Source organism: Legionella yabuuchiae, assembly GCF_900640115.1.
Classification (GTDB): Bacteria; Pseudomonadota; Gammaproteobacteria; order Legionellales; family Legionellaceae; genus Legionella_A; species Legionella_A yabuuchiae.
The window spans coordinates 1-22,184 of the sequence record NZ_CAAAIW010000018.1; the positions used below are offsets into that span (position 1 = coordinate 1).

Below are 22,184 nucleotides of genomic sequence, written 5' to 3' on the forward strand. Positions count from 1 at the left end.
GAAACAGACGTACGCCGATGATAGTGTGGGGTCTCCCCATGTGAAAGTAGGTCATCGCCAGGGTTTTATCCTTAAAGCCAGCTTTGTCATTCACTGCTGGCTTTTTTTTTGACTTTAAATCTGAATTACCCGCGATTAAACACACTACTTGGGCGTGTTTACAATTCATCCCCACCGCCTACGTGCCTTTATCTGCCTTCTAAATATTTATTTTTTAATCGCACATAATGAGCGGCGGAATATTCTAAATTATCTTTTTCTTTCTGAGTCAGGGCTCTTATTTCTTGGACAGGATTCCCCATATAAAGATAACCGGATCGCAGCTCTTTTCCTGGAGGCACCAGGCTGCCGGCAGCCACCAGCACGTGATTGCCCACTACCACCTTATCCAGAAGAATAGCTCCAATACCAATGAGACAATAATCACCAATGGTGCAGGCGTGTAATACAGCTCGGTGACCGATAGTGACGCCGTTGCCAATAATGAGCGGCTCCCCCTTTGGAGTGTATGGTCCATCATGCGTGACGTGAAGAACGGCTGCATCTTGGACATTGGTTGACGCTCCGATTTCAATACGGTTTACATCTCCTCGAATGACGGCTGTAGGCCAGACAGAAACATTATCAGCCAAGGTTACCTTTCCAATGACGGTAGCATTCGGATCAATGTATACGCCATCGCCTATAGTTGGTGATAAATCTTCAAACGTTCGTGTTGGATTGATCATATTTAAATAATATCCTTATAGGGGTCAAGTCTTTTGATAATAGCATTAATTTTAATTCCAAGCTCAGGTTGAATACTCAACTCTCTGGAGAGCCTGAATATTGCATTTGCAACGCCCCCATAATGGTTAAGCCCAAACGCGTCAGCAATTTCCTTTAAGCGATAATCCCATATTTTTTTTGCTATATACATAGCAACTTTCCTCGGTATATTTACCTTACCCCTACCTTTAGGAGAGCAGCAAAGAGACTCAATATTCTGTGAAAATTCTAGGGCTGTTTCTTTGATAATGAGTTGTATCGTTGGTCTACTTAAGAATCTATCTTCGCGAGGAATTTCTTCGGAATGTTCAGAAATCTTAAGATTAGATATAAAGGACGTAGATCCTAAAATTGGCGATATTCTCTCTTTGCCAAAGAAATTTTTCACTTTCGGGTTCAATTCAGATTCATGCATAAATAGTCGATATGATTCAAATTTATCTGAATAGTTTGTTAGTTGGCCATAAATTTCAGCTTGAAAAAGCCATGGTGGAGTAGGGTCAATACCAATATATGCAGGATAGCTTGACCATAAATATTTTGTTAAGTCATCAACTATTCCTGCTTCAAGAGGATTAAGATGAATGTACTTTGAAAGATGCAAAAGGTAGGAGTCGGAATCAACTAAAATTGATTTATAACGACCACGGAACAATGGGCCGTCGCTATGATTTAGACGATTGTATCGTTGAGTATATACACTGTTAATATGGCGCATAGCTCGTGCAAGATTCCCGGAGGGGGTTTTAATTAATAAGTGATAATGATTTGTCATCAAGCAAAAAGCGTGTATCTCAATGTTATATTGGACGTGAGTCTCAGAAATAATAGCAAGGAAAAGCTCCCGTTCCTGGTCATTATTAAAAATAGTTCGTCGGCCGGCCCCACGATTCATCACATGATAGAACGCATTTTCATACTCAATGCGAAGAGGTCTGGACATTTTAAGGTACTCCAAGTCTTTCCATGCTAATTTGCCAGGCTATACTAACCCATATTTACAAACGGAATAAACGCTTTATCAAAAGACTTGACCCCTATTCCCTGACCCCTATTCCTTTTAAGGTACTCCAAGTCTTTCCATGCTAATTTGCCAGGCTATACTAACCCATATTTACAAACGGAATAAACGCTTTATCAAAAAACTTGACCCCTATTCCTGTTGAAAATGCACTGGATGGCAGAATTAACGACAACTTCCAGTTGCTAAAAACTTAGTATTTTGAAGTTTATTGGGTATATACTTAAAATGCGACTTTTATGCGGATGCTTTTTCCGCTCTAAGGAAATAAATAGTGCAGGGACGATTAATACAGTTCTGTTTATTGCGGTATCTGGTGATGGTTGTCGCATTGCTCTTATTGTTGAGCTGCAATAGCTCTCCAGAGACCATTTACCAGGGTTATGTAGAAGGGGAAGCCATTTACTTAGCCTCTGAATTTCCCGGTGAGTTAACTGAGCTTTTAGTGCGACGTGGGCAATCTGTAAAAAAAGGGGAGCAATTATTTCGACTTGCTGGTAATCCTCAAGCGTTAGAAATTAAAACCCAAAAAGCAGAATTAGAACAAGCTAAAAAAATCTATCAGGATTTGTTAAATCCCAGACGTGAACCTGAAATTGAATCGATTAAAGCGCAGATTGAACAAGTTGATGCGGAGTTAGAGTTAGCGGCGATGCGTGTTTCTCGCTACCAAACCTTGTATCAGCGAAATGCGACGAACAAAGATAATCTGGATGAAGCATTAGCAAGACAAGAACAACTTACACATCGTAAGGCAGAATTGCGCTCTAATTTACAACTCGCTCAACTGGGAAGCCGAGAAGAACAAATTAATGCGCAACAAGCAAAAATAGAGGCCATGGAAGCCAAACTTGAACTGGCCGTATGGCAGCTCTCGAAAAAAATAGTATTCGCGCCTAAGGATGGTGTTATTCTTGATACGTATTATCAAGAAGGAGAGTTCGTAGGTGCTCAGCAACCTGTATTAGCTTTATTAGCGCCGGAAGATATTCGAATTGAGTTTTTTGTCCCGGTTCAGCAACTCCCTTCTATTCATTTAAATCAAACACTTTATTTTACTTGTGAAGGCTGTAAACAAGAGTTCAAAGCAGAAATAAGCTACATATCTCCTGAAGCTGAATTTATTCCTCCGTTAGTTTATAGTCGTGAAAATAGCGATAAATTAGTGTTTCGAGTTAAAGCGGCCATCGCAAACTCAACGCGATTTAAACCAGGTCAACCTATTCGGATAACGGCGCTTGACTATGACCGAAAAGAACGTAATTGATGTTCAGAAACTCACAAAATCATTTGATAACCGAGTGGTGGTGGATCAAGTTGATCTAAAGGTTAAGCAAGGGGAAGTGTTTGGTTTTTTAGGGCCTAATGGCAGCGGCAAAACGACAACGTTGCGGATGATCTGCGGGCTGTTAACACCAGATTCTGGACAAGGAACTTGTTTAGGCTTTGATATCGTTGAAGAATCAGAACAAATTAAAGCGCGTGTGGGTTACATGACCCAACGATTTAGCTTTTATACGGATTTAAGCGTCAAAGAAAATTTATCCTTTATTGCTAGTGTATATGGCATCAAGGATGCTAAGGCACGAATGAAGACGATTATGGATGATTTTGGTCTTACCAATAAATCGGACCAATTGGCCGGAGAACTTTCAGGGGGATGGAAGCAACGAATGGCACTGGCGGCTTGTTTACTGCATGAGCCGGACTTGTTGTTATTGGACGAACCAACGGCAGGGATTGATCCCATCGCTCGTCGTGATTTTTGGGGTAGAATTCATTCGTTAAGTGAACAAGGCATCACCACCTTAATGACAACGCACTACATGGACGAAGCCGAACGTTGTACGCGTCTTGCGTATATTGCAAACGCTAAACTTATTATCACCGGAACGGTTGATGAAGTGATTCAAAGTACAGGTTTAAAAACATGGGAAATTCGTGGCGACATTACCCCGAAGCTATTGCAAGAAATTAAAACAATAAATGGCGTAACGCAAGCCGCGCTTTTTGGGCGACAAATTCATGTTTGTGGGTATAAAGAGGAAGCAATTAAACAAGGATTAGAAGCCTTGCGAGATGAGTTTGATATTCGATGGCATGAAATTGATTCAACACTCGAAGACGCTTTTTTACGGCTTGTTAAACAGACTGAAGGAGCTCCAAGGTGAAATTTTGGACCAATTCACGTCTTCTTGCCGTCATTATCAAAGAATTTATCCAAATGCGACGAGATCGCACCACCTTTGCCATGATTATAGGCATCCCGCTTATTCAGCTTATTTTATTTGGTTATGCAATTAACCTTAACCCGCGTCATCTGCCGACCGCGATTGTTGGTGATGATGAAAGCATGGTCGCTCGTAGAATTCTTAAGAGCATGGAAAACTCGACTTATTTTAATTTTGTAAGCCCCGCACTGTCGGAAAGAGAAGCAAACCATCTCCTTAAAACAGGGAAAGTGCAGTTTATAGTCAATTTCCCACCGGATTTTTCAACCGATTTGATCAAGGGGCTTAAGCCCCAACTTCTGTTACAGGCGGATGCTACTGATCCCGCAGCCACTAGCCGAGCAGTATCGGTCTTTACTGAATTAGCCAGTTTGTCTTTGCAAGACGAGTTAACTGGTTTGTTGTCAGAACTAAATTCCACTTCGTTGCCTTATGTCCCAGTCGTGCATGAAGTGTATAACCCATTAGCAATAACGGCGTTTAATATTGTTCCAGGATTACTCGGGGTGGTATTAACCATGACCATGGTGGTGATTACCGCACTGGCAATTACTCGTGAGTATGAACGAGGCACCATGGAAAATCTATTAGCAACGCCATTAAGGCCTTTGGAAGTGATGATCGGTAAAATTTTACCTTACATTATCGTAGGTTACATCCAAGTGATCTTAATCTTGTTAATGGCCAAAGTGTTATTTGGAGTGCCAATGGAAGGCAGTATTCTTTTATTGCTTTTCATGTGCTTGCCTTTTATTGCTGCGAATTTGAGTATGGGATTAACTTTTTCAACATTAGCCAGCAATCAGTTGCAAGCAGTTCAAAGCGCCATGTTTTTCTTTTTGCCTTCGATTTTACTCTCTGGTTTTATGTTTCCTTTTAGAGGCATGCCAATCTGGGCCCAGTACCTTGGGAATATTTTGCCGTTAAAGCACTTCTTAATTATTGTTCGCGGCATTCTTTTGAAAGGGAATGGATTGTTCGACGTTTGGAAAGAAGTTATCCCTATATTGGGCTTTATGGTAGTCGTTATGGTGATTGGATTTAAACGATACCGACAAACCTTAGACTAGGTTCTTAAGGTTCGATGGCCTGTTTTGCTCGTTTCCAAATATGTAAGAGCTCTTCCTCTGAGCAAGTGTTTAGATCCGTAAACCCTAACTCATTAGAAATCCGTTTAACATGGTTAAAGCGTTTCTCAAACTTGTCAGTGGCTTGCTCCAAAGTAGATTGCGGAGAAAAGCCGCAATATAGACTAAGAGAAATAACAGCATGCATCAAATCGCCAACTTCTTCTTGTAATTGCAATCGATGGTGCGGTTCGCTTTGATTTAAATGCGCTTGAATTTCCTGAATTTCACTCTGTATTTGTTGTAGAATTTGCTCGGGATTTTGCCAGCTGAACCCTAACTTTTGAGCTTCAGCTTCAAGATTTTTTATTTTCTTAAAAAGATTCATTACAATCCTATGATATCTAAAAATCAGTGTAGTAGTTACGCTAAGTGGATTCAACTGTGTTTTTTAGAATTATGCTCTGTACATGACAGGTTTTTTTGTCATGTACAGAGAGAATTATGCCACAATCGTCTTTATAGGATGAATATCGTGAAACAATTAAATAATAAAGTGGTACTTATTACGGGGGCTTCCAGCGGTATAGGGACCGTTTGTGCTGAGCAGTTTGCACAAGCAGGCGCTAACTTATTACTCTGCGCTCGGCGCATTTCTATCATTAAAGCGTTAGCAAGCGATCTCCAAAAACAGTATGACATTTCTGCCCATGCGTTTGAATTAGATGTTCGCTCAGAGCAGCAGGTTCGAGACGCAATCCATGATTTGCCGCAAGTTTGGAAATCAATCGATATACTTGTTAATAATGCGGGTCTTGCAGCAGGATTGGATCCTATTCAGTCAGGAGATAGTGGCGATTGGGAAGCAATGATCGATACCAACATCAAAGGGTTATTGTATGTTACCCGCGCAGTTTTACCTGGCATGATTGAACGGGATTTAGGTCATATCATTAACATTGGCTCCATTGCAGGCCACCAAGTTTATCCGAAAGGAGGCGTCTACTGCGCTACAAAACATGCGGTTAACGCTTTATCACAAGGCTTACGACTGGATTTATCGGGTACGAAAGTTCGAGTAAGCAGCGTCGACCCAGGTGCGGTCGAGACGAATTTTAGTTTAGTGCGATTTAAAGGGGATGAACAAAAAGCACAAGCAGTATATAAAGGGTTTCAGCCGCTAACTCCTGAAGATGTAGCGGATGCAATTTTGTATTGTGCGTCAAGGCCAGAACACGTCAATGTTAGTGAAATCCTTATCATGCCTACCGCGCAAGCGGCGGCTTCCATGATCACTAGGAAGTAGTATACCCGTGATTGTTTAAAATGCTAGATTGGTTCTATCGCTTTTTCCACTAGCGCTGCTTTTAAAGATTCGCAATAGAGCTCGCTATTACTTCATCTTTAAAAGCAGCTCTGCCCAAAAAAATCGAATCGCCCAAAAACTAGCATTTTAAACAATCACGGATATATACCTTCGGAAATGATACGCTGGACTTTTTGTAAAAGGCGATTAGACTGTTGATCATTAAACTAAAATTACAAGGATGAGTGTTATGCACGCAGCAAATTATCTCTACCATGATGGCGAGCAGGAGTTACTTGGGTATTTAGCTTATGATGAGCAAGTTAAGAAAGCAAGGCCCGCGGTTTTAGTGGTGCACGATTGGTCTGGACGAAATGAATTTGCTTGTAAAAAAGCAGAACGCTTAGCTGAAATGGGGTATCTTGGCTTTGCAGTCGATGTTTACGGAGAGGGGCGGTTAGGTGAAACCCTTGAAGAAAAAAAAGCGCTGATGTCTCCTTATGTAAACGATCGACCATTGCTTCTTAAACGCCTTCAAGCTGGATTAGATGCGGTTGTTCAAATGGCTGAAGTGGATACGAATCGGATTGTGGTCATTGGGTTTTGCTTTGGTGGCTTATGCGCGTTAGATTTGGCTCGCAGTGGGGCTAACCTTAAAGGTGCGGTAAGCTTTCATGGTTTGCTGAATAAACCGGAAGGGCTTCCTGAGAAGTCAATTAAGGCAAAACTATTAGTATTGCATGGCTATGATGATCCCATGGTTCCTCCAGAGCAAGTGGATACGTTTTGTCAGGAAATGACCAAAGCAAATGTGGATTGGCAAGTTCACATGTATGGGAATACCAAGCACGCTTTTACCAACCCTAAGGCTCATGATCAAGAGTTGGGTACGGTCTACAATGAACAAGCGGAACATCGCGCATGGCAAGCGATGAAAAATTTCCTCAATGAAATTTTTAAATAAGGGCAACCATTATGCCATATGGTTCAGTGATTTATGAGCTGGCTGAAGAACTTGGTGAGGTTTTAAGCGCTCGAAAAATTCGTTGTGCTGTCGCAGAATCGTGTACGGGGGGCAGCTTAGCTGGAACAATAACTTCTATTCCAGGTAGCTCCGCATGGTTTGACCGAGGTTATATTACCTACAGCAATTTATCCAAAACAGAGATGCTTGGTGTGCCTGACCGAATATTGCGAACCCATGGCGCTGTAAGTGAAGAAACCGCTCGTGCCATGGCTGAAGGGGTAATTTCTCATAGTGATGTTGAGGTCAGCGTTGCGATTACAGGGATTGCGGGACCCGGAGGGGGAAGTGCAGATAAACCTATCGGTACGGTTTGGATCGCCTGGGCAGGAGATATGCAGCCGACGTATAGCCAATGTTATCATTTTGTCGGTAATCGACCAGCTATACGACATCAAGCGGTGCAAACAGCGCTTGAGGGCTTAATTAAACGCTGTGATCCTAAATTACAACCCAAGCGGGTTAAAAAAACCAAAGAACGGTATTTTTTTGCGTTATATCCCAATGAAACAACCGCTGAGTACCTAGAAAAGCAAGCAAAAAAGCTCATTCATGAAGAATCTTGCTCAATCGTTCCCAAATCCAAGTTACATCTTACTTTAGCCTATTTAGGTAATGTGCCTCCCGATTTTGTTCAAGAAGCAATGCGAATAGTTGCATCTATTAAAATCAAACAATTTGATTTGAACCTTAATACAGTAGGCGCTTGGTTGCGTGCTAAAGTGCTATGGCTAGGGAGCGATTCACCTCCTGATGAATTAATAACGTTAGTGGCGAAGCTGAATCGCCAATTAATTTCAGCGGGATTTAAACCAGAAAAAACTCCTTTTATTCCTCATATAACGATTGCTCGCAAATGGGATATATCGATAGAACCCAAGAAAATCAAACCATTTACCTGGTCCGTGGCTGAGTTTTGTTTAGTAAAATCAATCACTGCATCCAATTCAACCCGCTATGAAAAAGTCGCCAGTTGGCCATTTAAACCATCTTCTAAAACGCCTGATTGAACCTACTCGTGGTTGGTCAGTGCTTTGGGATTAATTTTTAAAATCCGGTCATCATTTTTTTGCGGCCATCCTCTGCCGTCTTGGTTCGAGGTCATAAAGTACAAATACCCGTCGGGGCCTTTGACTACAGCTCTAATGCGACCAAATTGTTTGCGATAGTGACCAATTAGTGCTTGTATAGTTTGTTGATCATCACTGAACGTGGCTTGATAAACAGCTTGTCCTCTTAATCCTGCGAAAAATAAATTCTGATTAATGACTGTTGCACCGCCAGGAGCCCAGGTTTCATTTTTGCCAGAGTTTAGTACGGGGGTAACCATACCAGGTTTCGTTTCATCGCCTTGAATCACCGGCCAGCCATAGTTTTTACCTGGTTTAATTAAATTGATTTCATCATGGGCACTTTCTCCATGTTCTGTTTCCCATAATTGGCCAAGGTTATCCCACGCAAGTCCTTGTGGATTTCTGTGACCATAGGAGTAAACCGCAGAATTAAAAGGATTTTCTGGCGCGGACTCGCCTTCAGTGGTAATACGTAAAATTTTTCCGGCTAAGGAATGTTTATTCTGGGCTAAGTTACGAGATAACGCATCTCCGGTAGTAACATACAAATACCCATCCGGACCGAAGGCTATACGACCGCCATTATGAAATCGAGCGGCAGGTATGTTGCTAAATATAATGGTTTCATCGCTGAGTGCACCATGGGGATCATAACGATAGCGGACGATTTCATTTATAAGCTTCCCCTGCTTTCGAGTGGTGAGGTACAAATATAAATAACGGTTTTGTGAAAACTGAGGGTCTAATGCCATACCCAATAACCCCCCTTCACCAATTTGAACGACGTTAGGAATGATGTTGGTTTTAGTCAATTTACCCAGTTGTTTTAATCGCCCCGGTCGTTCAGTAATTAACAGATCGCCATTGGGTAAAAAAACTAGTTCCCAAGGAACGGTTAAGTTCTCTACAACGGTTTCTGGTTGGCTAGAGCGTTGTGTTGCTCCAGCTTTTACACTAGTTATGGTGGGCTGAAAAAAATAAGGGACAATCTGTTGGCCATAGTAATAAGCTAGGCATACTAGAATAAAAACTAAAGCCAACACCGAGAGCCAAATTTTAAGGCGCACCATATATTATTTTCCGTGTGCTAAAGTAAGATAGATAAAGTATAGGAAATCTTTAAAATTTAAGGAAAAGGAAATGGAAGGATTTCAAAATATAGTATTAGTCACGCATGGGTTGGAAAATGAAAAGGATGCGTTTCAGCATGCCGTAAAACTAGCTACTGATAATCGTGCCTCGCTGACTATTTTGGTTATCCATCCAATTTTCCCTACGTCTTTAAAACAATATCAGCCGAATTATGAACGAGCCTTGATTGATTCCACGAATCGCTATCTTAAAGAGGCTAGAGATATTTTAAATATCCCCAATGATGCGTTGCGCGTTAAAATCGAATTAGAACAGGGCAATATGCCAGATGTTCGTGTGATTCGTCACGTCTTAAAACAAAACTATGATCTTGTGATTAAGCATGCTAAAGCGAGTGAAGATAAAGGATTTGATGCCTTAGAAATGGAATTATTACATAAATCCCCATCTCCCATATTTATCAGCAAACCATTCAAACATGAGCCTTCAAAGGCTAGAGTTGCTGTGGCTATTGATCCTAACGAAGAAACTCCTGAGGGGCAGCAGCTTTCTATTGATTTATTAAAAATATCGCACGCTTTAGCAAAACATTTTTCAGGCGAGCTGGATGTAATTTCTTGTTGGCATTTTGCATTTGAAAATTATTTTCGCAATAGTGTGTTTGATAAAACCTCAACAAACGAGCTAAATGAGATGCTTCAAGAAACGAAAAACTCGAGCAAGAAAGCGTTGGATCGTCTTCTCGCTGAAGTTAAGATGGATAAAATCAATTGTAAAACTACGCTCTTAAAGGGACGTCCAGAAGAACAGATTCCATCCTATATCGATGATCAACGCATAGATATTTTAGTGATGGGAACGTTAGCTCGGACTGGAATATCCGGTTTTATCATTGGCAATACTGCTGAAAATGTTCTGCAAAAAATTGATTGCTCTTTATTGGCGCTTAAACCTTCTGGTTTTGTTTCTCCAGTCAAATTGGATTAATTGCCATGAACTTCAGGGTAATTTTTTGCCAAGTCCGTTTCTTTTTTGGTTGCAGGATCAAGGTCTACAGCATGCCGAAACGCTGCCCTTCCTAACAAATGAAATGCAACCGGTGCGGTTAATACCAGAAATATAATGGCTACAAGTACTTCAAGCGTGACCTTCCAGTAGGAAAAGTAGGTAACCGCACCTGATAAGATTAATCCCGCTCCTAATGTACCAGCCTTAGCTGAAGCGTGCATGCGAAGAAACAGATCAGGCATCCGCACAATTCCTAAGGACGCAATGAAAATAAAGAGAGCCCCGATAAATAATAACCCATCACTTAACAGATTCATCATTCGTTCTCTCCGGGCGTTGGTTTTCTAAATAGTAGGCATACATGGTGCTGCTTAAAAACATCACCAGGGCTAAAGCCACCACAATATCTAAATAGATGGCTTGGTTACGGTATACGCTAAATAGGGCGATTGAGGCCATCAATACATTGGTGACTAAATCAAGAGCGACAACGCGATCAGGGATGCTAGGACCCAATACCAAACGGGTAAAACACAGGATGGTCGCTAAGATTATCAATAGGCAAGCCAACCAAAATAATATACTCATGGCCATATCTCCATTATGGGACGTTCAAATTTTTTATACAGGCGGTTAATCAGACGTTGTTTGTCAGTAAAAAACATCACATGTAAGAGTAAGTGTTTCTTATCCCTAGAAACTTCTAAAGTTAACGTGCCAGGAGTCAGTGAAATAATATTTGCCAGAGCGGTGATTTGTATATTATTAGTGCAGCTCAAAGGGTAATCCATCAAGGTGGGCGTGCTGCGAAAACCGGGCATAATAACCGCGTAAGCCACTCTAAGATTGGCAAGTACAATTTCATACAAAACAAAAAAAGAAAAAAGAATGAGATAGGCTATCCGATAAATAATGTGCGAAATATGCATTTAAATTCCTCCAACGGTATTTTCTGGCACGGTATAAGGATGTAATAATCCATTTGCCGCCATTTGTGAAATTTCATACAACCATTCGGGGAATAACCCTATGAGTAATGTTAATGTCCCCAGAAAAAAAACCGGTATGTAAAGTATTGCTTTTTCTTTGAGGGTTAGGAAATGAATTGGATTGAGTGGGGGTTGTAAAAATACGTATCGCCAAAGTTTTATCATGGAAAATAACGTGAAAAATCCAACCAGCACAATGATGACGCCTGTGATCCAGAAATTTGCAGTTAAAGCGGATTGTAACAAAAGATATTTTGCCCAGAATCCTGAAAAAGGTGGAAGACCTGCAAGAGAAAATGCAGGAATAATAAATAATAACGTTAAAAGCGGCTTTTGTTTAAAAATGCCTCCCATCTGACGAATGTCAACATCATGATTATAGCGGCTTAATATACCCGCTATAAAAAACAAATTGGTTTTGACTAAGATATGATGAATGATGTAAAAAACACCTGCACTGAGCGCCATCGTTGTTCCAAGAGCCAGTGCCAAAGTCATGTAGCCGACTTGGGAAATAATATGGAATGACAAAATGCGTCGGATATGAAAGTCACTCATTGCTCCAAAGACACCGCTTAACATGGTCAAGCAAGAAACAATCAAAAGAACAAAAAAGAAGTGGGACTCCCATGAAAACAATAAAGTCCCCATGCGAATCAAGGCATAAACCCCAGTTTTAGTTAATAAGCCAGCAAAGATACTGCCCGCCGAGACGCTGGTTAAATGATAGGAAGCAGGTAACCAGAAATAATAAGGAAATAACGCGGCTTTAATGGCGAAAGCAACCATAAGCATTATAAAACAAGGATAGAACTGCTTGAATGACGGTGATGTTTGTGCCCATTTTGCCAGATGATTTAAATCCAACGTACCACTAGCGCCATAGATAAAGCTAATGGCGAGTAATAGGATCAGTGTCGCTAACAGATTTAATGAAATGTAATGTAATGTGCCTTTGAGCCGATCGTTCTCGTTCGATAATGTCATCAAGACAAACGAGGCGATAATCATGATCTCAAACCACACATAAAGATTAAATAAATCACCAGTCGAGAATATTCCAGTTACCCCAGCCACCAAAAACCAAAACGCTGGATAAAAAGAAGCGCGATTACGAATGGTGGTATCGGCCACACTATAGATAGATACGGCTAAGACGGTAATCGCTGTAACCAGAATCATTAAACTTGAAAAGATATCCAGCCTAAGTGTAATGGCAATGCCTGTTGGATATCCTCCTACGTTTAACGTAATGAGATGCATGGCTTGAACTTGCTTGAATAAAGCGATAGCTATAAGTAAGTAACCGATAGCACCAAGATAATGAATGATTCGCTGCAAATATTCGTTTGAATACATTAACAAAGCGGCTAAACCGGTGAGTAAGCAGCATAATAAGGGCATGCAAGCAAGATTATTCATCGTCACCTTGTTTGTCTAATGGCAATGAAGGCGAATTGAATTGTTTTTTCACGTCATTTTCTTTGTACAATTCACGAACAATGATCAGGGAAAAAGCGATCAACGCAAACGAAATAACAATAGCCGTAAGCACCATCGCTTGCGGTAAAGGATTACCAAGATTAACCATAGGATCATTTTTTATAAACGCTGGTTGTGATAAAAAAACTCGACCCGCAATGAGCAGGCAAATGTTGATACTAGAAGAAAAGAGAATTAAACCATAGAGCCAGCGATTTAACTGATTGCTCATGAGCAGATAAAGCGAAATGGCGATGAGAAGGCCAACCGTCAATGCCATTAGACTCAATGTGCGCCCTCCAATGCAATGACAATTAATAACACTGAGGAACTTACAACAAGGTAGACCCCCACATCAAACAATAAAGCGGAATTGATCATTCCATTTAACGGCTTAAGCCAGACATGGCTTAAGAAGACCGCATCCATGAACAATCCCCATAACCCACTTAGCAGGATGAGGGTGAATCCGAAGCATAGCCAAATGACTGGAGGAAACTTAATAACAGTGAATAGTCTTGGTATACCATAGGCCAATAAGTACAAAGAAAATGCACATGCTGCGATCAGTCCACCAGGAAACCCGCCACCTGGCGCATTATGCCCCCGTAACAAAACCCACCAGGAAAACACCAGCATCCATCCAAGTAATAAGCGGGAGATGGTTTGCAAAATCAAAGAATGCATCATTTACTTCCTGAACGACGATTCAAGTTTAATAGAGTCCTAATGCCAAACGCTGCGATTAAGAGAACGACGCTTTCTCCAAGCGTATCCAATGCCCTAAAATCTACTAATATCACATTCACGACATTGAGACCATGCCCAAGAGGTAAACTATGATTTAGAAAGTAACGACCCACCTCATCGTTGAAGGGACTGATAAATAGTGCGTTTAAATTTAGCGAAATAAAGACACCAAAGCAGATAGCAATTCCTGCTCGTGAGAAGCGATGCCAGTATGTTTCTTGTTGGATAGTCGGCCATTGTTTCAATCCTGACAAGCTAAATACAATTAAAATGACCATTAAGGTTTCAATTAACAGTTGTGTCATTGCAAGATCGGGAGCGCCTTGAATGACAAACAAAAGCGCAAGCCCTAAACCAAATGCACTCAATCCAATTAGACCAGTGATAAAGCGCTGAACCCACAACAATGATATCGCTGAGGATAGTAGCCAAAGCAGTAAGAGGAACAGAAAATAATTTGGATGACCCAGGGCATAGGTCTGAGAGAATTGAGGGAATCCAAAACCAATGATTAAACAAAGAGTAAGAAACGTTAGAGTAACATAACGACTGTAATCCTTGGTTTGTAAAACCGTGGTCCAATGTTTTGCAATGTTGGCGCTTCCAATTAAAAGTAATTGAAGGATATGGTAGGGAAAAAACCATCGTAATTTATTGGTTTTGAGGATAATCACGCGAAACTGGCGCCGAACGATATAAATTAGGACAGCGCCACCTAAGGTGAAAGCACTTAAAATGAGGGATGGCCACATCGCGTCACCTCTTGAGACCATAGAAATGGTTTCTTTATGTCCTAAAATGGCCTCAGCAGCAGGAGAAAGAATATAAACATTCAGATTTTGCGTAAAGACACTGAAAAAAAGCGTAACGATTGCCAGTAACAGCGCGTTCACGGACATATTGTAATTGGCTTCTCTTACTTGTGAAGGGTATTGTTTGCCCCAAAATGGCTTCAGCACTAATGTAAATGCAATGGCGGCCATCATCATATTTGCAAATACAACAATAAAGGTCAGTATATAAGTAGCGCTGGGTGCCGCTAAACTGGCTTCATAAACCAATTCTTTAACATAAAAGCCTAACAAAGGCGGGAGGCCCGCCATGGAACACCCAGCGACCAATACGGCAAGAAACGTAATTGGCATAACTCGATGCAATCCCCCCACGTATTTTAAATGTCTAGTGCCAGTTTGATGCTGGATATCACCAATCGCCATGAACAAATTGGCTTTATATAACGCGTGCACCAATAAGAACGAAACGGAAGCCTTGATCACCACTGGATCAGTGCCAGCAAGAATAAACACGAGTGATCCAAGCGCTGTAATGGTTGTGTAGGCTAAAATTAATTTCATATCTAAATGCTTAAAGGCAGTCACGACACTGCTTAACATGGTGATGCTGCCAATCGTTGTTAAGCTGATAAACCATAAAGTAGAGTCGGCAAACAGAGGGTGGAAGCGCGCTAGGAGATAAATTCCTAACTGAACCATGGTTGCAGAATGAAGATAGGCACTCACAGGCGTAGGAGCCGCCATGGCGCCTGGTAACCAAAAACTAAAGGGAAATTGCGCTGATTTTGTAAATGCGCCTATTAAAAACAAGGACAACATCCAAGGAAAGTAGGGATGTTCGAGGATTGCGATTGGATTTCTAACTAACATGCTGATGGATTGGGTTGCAGCCGCTTCAGCTAATAAAATAAAGGAAGCCAGCAAGGCCAGTCCGCCAAGCGTAGTAATAAATAAAGCTTCTATAGCGGCTTTTCTTGCCGTTCGCCGTTGATGATTCAAACCGATTAGTAGAAAAGAACAAATGGAGGTTAATTCCCAAAATACATATAAGGTGATTAAATCATCCGCGCAGACAGCACCTATCATTGAGGTCATAAAAAGAAACAATAAGCAATAATAACGGCTTAAATAGGAATGTTGGTTAAAATACGGTTTACTATAAATGACGATAGGAAACCCTATCCCGCAAATTAAGAGCAGTAGCAATTGACTTAGCCCATCGATGCGGAAAGAAAATGAGATTCCTAACGCATCAAACCAGCGATAATGAAGCGAAATGACGCCACCCTGAGCAATAAAAGAAGTTTGCGACAATAAAAGCGCTAGCATTAGTAATGGGACGGTTGCAAGTAACCAACCCAACCAGTTGCTCTTAATTTTCTTTGCTAGATAGATTGCAGTCAAAGCAGCAAAAAAAGGCAGCAGCAGTAGACCTAAAATAATCATCGCGGAACGAGGGTTAACGTTACGTTCATGTTAAGTATTGACATCCTATCTTCCAATGATGTTTGAGGGTTCGAAGCCAACGTTAATAGCATAGGTACTTTGTAGCGGCCTGTAAATGCCTGATCCTATGATTTTATCTATATCCCTATATGGTTCCGGATTTTTTTCGTCCTGTAATGAAGATACTCAGGGCAAACGCATGTGTGATATAAAAATTAGTCAGTTAGAATTTGTTATGAGATTATTGACCTATTATCTACGTTCCTCGGTTTGTCTGAGGGATTCAGGAGTCTAATAATATCGTTGGATCCCGCGCATAAAGCGCGGGACGTAGGCAAAAAGAGTAATTTACAATCACACGTGTTCTCGCCCTGTGAAGATACTCCCTGCATTTTCATTGGGGATGGGGATATGTTAAAGTGTTTATTTTTCAAGTGTTAATATTTCAAAACAGCTTGATGCAGATAACTATTTCTTAATGTCGAGACGTAGAGTAAGGATATTCTATGAGTTGGTTATTGTTGTTGCACATAGCAACAATGATTTGCTGGTGTGGTTTTTTACTGTATATGCCGGCTCTAATATCCATTTCTGCTGGGCAAACGTCGCTTGTTGATGAGAGTCAACAGGATACTTTGCCTCGTCTTTTCTTTACTCTTTTTCTGACCCCCGCGGCACTACTCGCCATCACTTCGGGAACGCTCGTCTTTGTGATTCAGAATACCACTACTCCTTGGCTAATGGTCAAACTAACCCTAGTCTCCGGTCTTGTGATGACTCATGCATTTAATGGTTGGCTAATTCTGCAAATGGAGGGGGATTCTCATAGGGATTTAAATCGTTTGTGTCTTTTCACAGGACTAGGTTCATTTATTTTAATGGCTGCGATTATTTCTTTAGTACTGTCAAAGCCTGATTTAGGATACCTGATATGCGCAAAGTGTTAGACACGGTGGGATTTAATTTCAACCCCAACTCCGTATTCATAAACCAGATGCCCACCCATAAGGCTGGTCAAGAGTATCAAAAAGGAAGTCAACAACGTTATGTAAATTCCTGCGGGAATAATGTGAGCAGCGGGATCCGGCATTCGAAGCATCCAGTTAAAGGTAGCCAAAGAGAGCATCATGACGGCGAAAAGAGCATGACACCATCCCATAATCAAACGACGGATACGAACGACGGTCAGCAAGTCAATCAAGCCTATCAGACTCGACAGCGCGCCTCCTATTGTTCCGACGGCAACCAGCCAAAATCCAGCTTTTGCCCAGAAGAGCTTATGAGTAATGAGAAACGTAAAATCGGTCGCAATCAGCCCGAGCAATGCAGCGACAGGAAAATGAATCAACATGGGATGAATGGGGTGTCCTGCAATAGACATCCGACTGGAAATAGGCTTGTAAGACATCTTAATTCCCTTATTAGACCGATTCTAGCTAAAAGAGTATCATGGCTTTTGCCAATATTCATGTGTTTAGGTTTAGAGGGCTGTAAAGGCCCGCAATCCATTCTGGACCCCGCGGGACCCGCCGCTTTGTCGATATCAAGACTCTGGTGGGGGATGTTTATCTATTTTACCCTCGTCTTTTTTGTGATTGCAGGGTTCTGGTTTTATGCCATTAAACCTCGTAAAAAGGAATCAGGAAATAAGACATTAGGCCAGCACTTAATCGTTTGGGGCGGAATTGTTTTTCCTACGCTGAGTATTCTGATATTGCTTGCGTTTGGCATTCCTATTGGGCAAAGCATGCTGCCGCATCCCGAAGCAGACGACAATATTCTTCGTATCCATGTAATAGGGCACCAATGGTTTTGGAAAGTACACTACCCTGATCGTGACGTCACTCTCATCAATGAGTTACATTTACCATTGGATCGCCCCGTTGATATTTATGCAACCACTCATGATGTGATCCATTCTTTCTGGGTGCCAAAATTAAATGGCAAGATCGATATGATTCCTGGGTATACCAATATCATTCGACTTAAAGCCACAGAACTAGGTCAATTTCGTGGACAGTGTGCGGAATTTTGCGGAAAGTGGCATGCCAAAATGGTGCTTGATGTGGTGGTTCATCCTAAAGAGGATTTTTCATCTTGGCTAAACTCCCAAAACAATAGCGTACTTAATCTAAAGACGGATAAGCGCTCTGAAGGGGATTGACTCGTATTAGATTCAACTGCGTTTTTTAGGTCAAACCTAATGCATGCACAATAGTTCATAACAGGATGTCGATTTAACATGAATCATGAAACCACCGAACACCAAGTTAAACATGATGAATTCAATAAAGTTTGGGGTAACCCAAGGGGGATTCGAGCGCTAACCATTGTAAATCATACGACGATTGGCATTCGCTTCATGGTAACCGCCGCAGTTTTTTTTATTGTCGGTGGGTTATTGTCTATGATGATTCGAACCCAGCTTGCGTTGCCTGAACAAAATTTAGTTTCTCCTGAAGTTTATAATCAACTGTTTACCATGCATGGCACAGTGATGATGTTTCTTTTTGCTGTGCCAATGATGGAAGGACTGGCAATTTATCTCGTTCCCAAAATGATTGGCGCAAGAGATTTAGTGTTTCCACGAGTCAGTGTTTTAGGCTATTTTTGCTTTTTATTTGGCGGCATTATCATCGTTAGCAGTTTTGTATTAGAAATTGCTCCGGATACTGGGTGGTTTATGTATACCCCATTGACCAACTCGGTCTATTCCCCTGGACGAAATGTTGATGTTTGGCTTCTAGGGGTCACCTTTGTTGAAATTTCTGCCATTGTGACTGGCATCGAACTGGTGGTCTCAATTGCGCGAACTAGAACCTCTAAAATGGCACTTCACACAATGCCGCTTTATTGTTGGTATGTGCTGGCCATGGCTTTGATGATCGTGTTTGGATTTCCACCGCTAATTCTTGGGAGCCTCTTACTTGAATTGGAGCGGCTATTAAATTTTCCTTTTTTTGACGTTCATCACGGTGGAGACCCAATCCTTTGGCAACATTTATTCTGGTTGTTTGGGCATCCCGATGTGTACATTATTTTCTTACCAGCAGCAGGGATTGTTTCCACAATTATTCCTGTGTTTGCACAAAGAGCGATGGTGGGCTATCGCTGGGTAGTCCTATCCATTCTTATGACCGGATTTATTAGTTTTGGTGTTTGGGTTCATCATATGTTTACGGTGGGAATCCCCAAATTAGCTCAAGCCTTTTTTTCAGTGGCCAGCATGTTAATCGCCATACCTACGGGAATTCAGCTCTTTGCTTGGCTAGCTACTCTTTTATTAGGAAGGCCGGTATTTCGTATTCCTATGCTTTGGATCACAGGGTTTCTAATTATCTTTGTCGCCGGGGGGTTAACCGGGGTTATGCTAGCGTTAGTTCCCTTTGATTGGCAGGTCCATGATACCCATTTCGTGGTGGCTCATCTTCATTACGTTGTCATTGGCAGTATGTTTTTTCCTTTGATTGCAGGGATATACTACTGGATGCCGCATTTTTCAGGGCGAATGCCTTCCGAACAGCTCGCAAAATGGGGGTTCTGGTTAACGTTTATTGGTTTTAATACTACGTTTTTAATTATGCATTGGACGGGATTATTGGGCATGCCACGTCGAATTTATACTTATGATGCAGGATTGGGTTGGGATTGGCCAAACCTAATCTCATCAGTAGGGTCATTTTTAATGGCTGCTGGCATTGCTATGATTATCACGGATTTTATCGTTCATTTTCGCTTTGGCCGCCCTTGCCCGACAAATCCATGGAATGCAGATACCTTAGAGTGGGCCACAGGAACGCCTCCAAATCCTTATAATTTTATTAGCTTACCCGAGTGTTCGACTAGGCATCCCATGTGGGAGCATCCAGAACTCCAGCAAACCATTGCAGAAGGGAAACATGCCTTGGCGGTGGCGAACCACGGTCGTCGTGAAACCTGGGGAACGGATCCTGTGACCGGTAACGTTCGTGAAGTCATTCATTTGCCTGGAAATACCTGGCTGCCATTTTTTGCATCCCTTTGTTTGGCTTTAATTTTTATAACACTTCTTTTGCGAGTGTATATCATTACCGGAATCGCCTTTGTGCTTTTTATGGCGTTATCGTTGCGATGGGCTTGGGAAAATGGCGCGCACCCTAAAGCGGCTCCAGACGCTAAAACACAACCTGGTGACCCACCGCTCCATTCTCGCACATTCGATGGACCAGGGTTATGGGGAATGGGAATAACGCTACTTGCGAATGCTGCTATGTATATGGCTTTATTGTTTGGGTGGTTTTATTTATGGACGGCAGCGCCTAATTGGCAAATGCCAGAGCATCTAGTTTTTTCTATGCCACTCTGGATTATCAGTGGTGTCTTGTTAACCTTATCTACGGGCTGGTTTAATTATTTAATAAAGCGTGTGCGAAAACGAAACATCAAGTGTCTTCAGATTAATTTCTGGGGTGTAAGTGTTCTAGGTTTGATCCAGTTTTGCCTTACCCTATGGATCATGGTGGCGGCCAATCTCCATGCCTCGCAATCGGCGCATGATGCTGTGGTTACTGTCCTTTTGGTGTATCTACTGTTGCATAGTGCCTTAGCGATTATAATGACCGTCATTCTGGCTTTGAGAGTTTTTTATGGCTATATCGGTAAAGAAGCGTTATATGAACCGGTAGTTGTAGAACAATGGTGGGTGTATACCTTGGTGATCTATTGGGTTACGTTTGTGGCCGTCGGATTATTTCCTTTGTCTTGGGTTAGCTAATGTTTATGAATCATCCTATCCAATTGGTGCTTGGCCTAGTCATATGGGCTATATGGTTTGTAATTCTTTATGCTGCGTTATCGATATCGTGCGAGGCGTCTGTGGACCTCACTGGCTCCTTTAATTGGATCAATCTTTTATTGTTCGGGATTACGTTAGCCACACTAGCTGCTCTAATTGGTTTAGCGTATCTAATTTGGACTAGGAATCGGCAGGATTTAAAGAAGAAGACGACTTCTTCGCGATTTATTTTTTGGTTAAGTTTAGGCGTTTATCTAGTAGCAATTGGTGCAACCAGCAGTATTGGATTGATGACTTTATTTTTTCCACCATGTCTATAAAGGAAGATAAGGTATGAAACAGGGTAACGGCTCGCTCCCCCTATCTAGCCCCACTTTCCGCGGCTTGACCGCGGGATCCAAGAAGCTTTCTACCTCGTTGCATCCTGCGGTCAAGCCGCAGGAAGTCGGCGTAGGGAGAGCAGGTACGAAACAGGGATTAGTGTTATGGTTTTTGGTGTTCATACCAGCCCTGGGGTTTGCTCATGATCCCTTTGCAACTACCGAACAATCCAATTTACCTATTATTCTTAGCGCCATCTTAGTGTTTATCATTTGGCTGTTGTATTGCATAGGATCTTGGAAGGTTTGGCCTGGAATAAAAAAATGGGGTTTGTTTCAACTGACAACCCTTTTGCTCGTAGCGACGGTGTTTGGTCCTTTGGACGAATGGGCTGAAACAAATACGGCTGCGCACATGACGCAACATATGTCTATGATGGTGGTTATCGCACCCTTATGGGTATTGTCGCAGCCTTTACCGCAATTATCCGCTGCAAGTGGAGGTGTTTTAGTTTGGGTATTTTTACCCTTATTTCGTATTGTTCGATACCCCATGTTAGCCGCGTTTTTGCATGGGGGAATGATTTGGTTTTGGCATTCTCCTAAACTTTATCTTCTGGCACTGGAACATCCTTGGTGGCATGTGGTTGAGCACGCTTGTTTTATTGTCACCGCAGGACTATTTTGGTGGGCTGTACTACGTAGCACTTATTACACGACCGCCCGAGCATTTTTAGCGTTGCTATTCACCTTAATGCATACTGGTTTTCTAGGCGCTTTATTAACCTTTGCTCAAGTTTCCTTATACGGTCATCATCGAACGCTCGAAAGTCAACAGCTTGCTGGATTGATCATGTGGGTGGCTGGAGGTATCCCTTATTTAATCGCGGCTTTTTGGTGCGCGGAACGCTGGTTTCAGCAAACAAAACGGCGTTTGAATACGTCCTAAGTTTCATTAATGCGGTTCAAAAATTAGAGAGCGATGATCTCTTAGAAGAATCCGCTGTCGCAAAGCTTAAGAAAGTTACCATATTCAAGA

The 22,184-nt window shown here is 41.8% G+C and carries 24 protein-coding genes; 12 read left to right on the plus strand and 12 right to left on the minus strand.

Annotated features, from left to right (window positions below; genetic code table 11):
* Nucleotides 1–188 precede the first annotated feature (188 nt).
* Both E1O47_RS07755 and E1O47_RS07760 read right to left on the minus strand, forming a co-directional pair.
* A complete protein-coding gene (locus tag E1O47_RS07755; RefSeq protein WP_133130696.1) occupies nt 189–728 on the minus strand; it encodes a gamma carbonic anhydrase family protein in 540 nt (179 codons plus the stop codon).
* A gap of 2 nt (nt 729–730) precedes the next feature.
* Nucleotides 731–1,711 (minus strand): transposase, encoded by a 981-nt coding sequence (locus tag E1O47_RS07760; RefSeq protein ID WP_278025363.1) that lies wholly within the window; start codon nt 1,709–1,711, stop codon nt 731–733.
* Between the two features lie 352 nt (nt 1,712–2,063).
* Here E1O47_RS07760 and E1O47_RS07765 point away from each other — a divergent pair, with 352 nt between their 5' ends.
* The 3 genes from E1O47_RS07765 to E1O47_RS07775 are packed head-to-tail and all read left to right on the plus strand — an operon-like array spanning nt 2,064 to nt 5,090.
* Nucleotides 2,064–3,056, plus strand: a complete 993-nt coding sequence (locus E1O47_RS07765; protein WP_133130698.1) for an HlyD family secretion protein — start codon at nt 2,064–2,066, stop codon at nt 3,054–3,056.
* The gene (locus E1O47_RS07770) at nt 3,034–3,960 is read left to right on the plus strand and encodes an ABC transporter ATP-binding protein (protein WP_133130699.1); all 927 of its coding nucleotides are present in this window, start codon (nt 3,034–3,036) and stop codon (nt 3,958–3,960) included. The genes E1O47_RS07765 and E1O47_RS07770 overlap by 23 nt, the downstream gene beginning before the upstream one ends.
* Nucleotides 3,957–5,090, plus strand: coding sequence for an ABC transporter permease (locus E1O47_RS07775; RefSeq protein ID WP_133130700.1), 1,134 nt, complete (start codon nt 3,957–3,959; stop codon nt 5,088–5,090). Before E1O47_RS07770 ends, E1O47_RS07775 begins: the two co-directional genes overlap by 4 nt.
* A 4-nt stretch (nt 5,091–5,094) precedes the next feature.
* Here E1O47_RS07775 and E1O47_RS07780 read toward each other — a convergent pair whose 3' ends face one another.
* Nucleotides 5,095–5,475, minus strand: coding sequence for a MazG nucleotide pyrophosphohydrolase domain-containing protein (locus tag E1O47_RS07780; RefSeq protein WP_133130701.1), 381 nt, complete (start codon nt 5,473–5,475; stop codon nt 5,095–5,097).
* Nucleotides 5,476–5,613: 138 nt separating this feature from the next.
* Here E1O47_RS07780 and E1O47_RS07785 point away from each other — a divergent pair, with 138 nt between their 5' ends.
* The 3 genes from E1O47_RS07785 (at nt 5,614) to thpR (ending at nt 8,427) form a co-directional block, all read left to right on the plus strand.
* On the plus strand, nt 5,614–6,393 hold the full coding sequence (locus E1O47_RS07785) for an SDR family oxidoreductase (RefSeq protein WP_207384306.1): 780 nt from the start codon (nt 5,614–5,616) through the stop codon (nt 6,391–6,393).
* Nucleotides 6,394–6,643: 250 nt separating this feature from the next.
* Nucleotides 6,644–7,357, plus strand: coding sequence for a dienelactone hydrolase family protein (locus E1O47_RS07790; protein WP_133130703.1), 714 nt, complete (start codon nt 6,644–6,646; stop codon nt 7,355–7,357).
* A gap of 11 nt (nt 7,358–7,368) precedes the next feature.
* On the plus strand, nt 7,369–8,427 hold the full coding sequence (thpR, locus tag E1O47_RS12275; RefSeq protein WP_165475074.1) for an RNA 2',3'-cyclic phosphodiesterase: 1,059 nt from the start codon (nt 7,369–7,371) through the stop codon (nt 8,425–8,427).
* Between the two features lie 2 nt (nt 8,428–8,429).
* On the opposite strand, the gene E1O47_RS07800 is transcribed toward thpR, so the two are convergent.
* Entirely contained in the window at nt 8,430–9,560 is a 1,131-nt protein-coding gene (locus E1O47_RS07800; RefSeq protein ID WP_133130704.1) for a PQQ-dependent sugar dehydrogenase, read from the minus strand.
* A gap of 70 nt (nt 9,561–9,630) precedes the next feature.
* Between E1O47_RS07800 and E1O47_RS07805 the strand changes: the two genes are divergently transcribed.
* Nucleotides 9,631–10,569, plus strand: a complete 939-nt coding sequence (locus E1O47_RS07805; protein WP_133130705.1) for a universal stress protein — start codon at nt 9,631–9,633, stop codon at nt 10,567–10,569.
* Here the strand turns inward: E1O47_RS07805 and mnhG are convergent.
* The 7 genes from mnhG to mbhE are packed head-to-tail and all read right to left on the minus strand — an operon-like array spanning nt 10,566 to nt 16,051.
* Nucleotides 10,566–10,910, minus strand: coding sequence for a monovalent cation/H(+) antiporter subunit G (mnhG, locus tag E1O47_RS07810; RefSeq protein WP_133130706.1), 345 nt, complete (start codon nt 10,908–10,910; stop codon nt 10,566–10,568). The two genes, E1O47_RS07805 and mnhG, sit on opposite strands and share 4 nt — an antisense overlap.
* Complete coding sequence (locus tag E1O47_RS07815) at nt 10,891–11,178, minus strand: MrpF/PhaF family protein (RefSeq protein WP_165475075.1); 288 nt, start codon at nt 11,176–11,178, stop codon at nt 10,891–10,893. Before E1O47_RS07815 ends, mnhG begins: the two co-directional genes overlap by 20 nt.
* Nucleotides 11,175–11,519, minus strand: coding sequence for a Na+/H+ antiporter subunit E (locus E1O47_RS07820; protein ID WP_133130708.1), 345 nt, complete (start codon nt 11,517–11,519; stop codon nt 11,175–11,177). The genes E1O47_RS07815 and E1O47_RS07820 overlap by 4 nt, the downstream gene beginning before the upstream one ends.
* Nucleotides 11,520–13,001 (minus strand): proton-conducting transporter transmembrane domain-containing protein, encoded by a 1,482-nt coding sequence (locus tag E1O47_RS07825; RefSeq protein ID WP_133130709.1) that lies wholly within the window; start codon nt 12,999–13,001, stop codon nt 11,520–11,522. It lies immediately after the preceding gene.
* Nucleotides 12,994–13,341: a sodium:proton antiporter gene (locus E1O47_RS07830; RefSeq protein ID WP_133130710.1), complete on the minus strand. Its 348-nt coding sequence runs from the start codon at nt 13,339–13,341 to the stop codon at nt 12,994–12,996. The genes E1O47_RS07825 and E1O47_RS07830 overlap by 8 nt, the downstream gene beginning before the upstream one ends.
* 5 nt (nt 13,342–13,346) lie before the next feature.
* Nucleotides 13,347–13,751 carry an MnhB domain-containing protein gene (locus E1O47_RS07835; RefSeq protein WP_242602061.1) on the minus strand — a complete coding sequence of 135 codons (405 nt, stop codon included), beginning with the start codon at nt 13,749–13,751 and terminating at the stop codon, nt 13,347–13,349.
* Nucleotides 13,748–16,051 (minus strand): hydrogen gas-evolving membrane-bound hydrogenase subunit E, encoded by a 2,304-nt coding sequence (mbhE, locus tag E1O47_RS07840; protein WP_133130711.1) that lies wholly within the window; start codon nt 16,049–16,051, stop codon nt 13,748–13,750. The genes E1O47_RS07835 and mbhE overlap by 4 nt, the downstream gene beginning before the upstream one ends.
* 506 nt (nt 16,052–16,557) lie before the next feature.
* Here mbhE and E1O47_RS07845 point away from each other — a divergent pair.
* Nucleotides 16,558–16,998: a CopD family protein gene (locus tag E1O47_RS07845; RefSeq protein ID WP_133130712.1), complete on the plus strand. Its 441-nt coding sequence runs from the start codon at nt 16,558–16,560 to the stop codon at nt 16,996–16,998.
* Here E1O47_RS07845 and E1O47_RS07850 read toward each other — a convergent pair.
* Nucleotides 16,995–17,459 carry a DUF2231 domain-containing protein gene (locus tag E1O47_RS07850; RefSeq protein ID WP_133130713.1) on the minus strand — a complete coding sequence of 155 codons (465 nt, stop codon included), beginning with the start codon at nt 17,457–17,459 and terminating at the stop codon, nt 16,995–16,997. The two genes, E1O47_RS07845 and E1O47_RS07850, sit on opposite strands and share 4 nt — an antisense overlap.
* A gap of 60 nt (nt 17,460–17,519) precedes the next feature.
* On the opposite strand from E1O47_RS07850, the gene coxB reads away from it, so the two are divergent.
* The 4 genes from coxB (at nt 17,520) to E1O47_RS07870 (ending at nt 22,094) form a co-directional block, all read left to right on the plus strand.
* Nucleotides 17,520–18,215, plus strand: coding sequence for a cytochrome c oxidase subunit II (gene coxB, locus E1O47_RS07855; RefSeq protein WP_278025364.1), 696 nt, complete (start codon nt 17,520–17,522; stop codon nt 18,213–18,215).
* A gap of 78 nt (nt 18,216–18,293) precedes the next feature.
* Nucleotides 18,294–20,804 (plus strand): cytochrome c oxidase subunit I, encoded by a 2,511-nt coding sequence (gene ctaD, locus E1O47_RS07860; RefSeq protein WP_133130715.1) that lies wholly within the window; start codon nt 18,294–18,296, stop codon nt 20,802–20,804.
* A gap of 5 nt (nt 20,805–20,809) precedes the next feature.
* Entirely contained in the window at nt 20,810–21,145 is a 336-nt protein-coding gene (locus E1O47_RS07865; protein ID WP_133130716.1) for a hypothetical protein, read from the plus strand.
* 13 nt (nt 21,146–21,158) lie between these two features.
* Nucleotides 21,159–22,094: a cytochrome c oxidase assembly protein gene (locus E1O47_RS07870; RefSeq protein ID WP_133130717.1), complete on the plus strand. Its 936-nt coding sequence runs from the start codon at nt 21,159–21,161 to the stop codon at nt 22,092–22,094.
* The last annotated feature ends 90 nt before the right edge of the window (nt 22,095–22,184 follow it).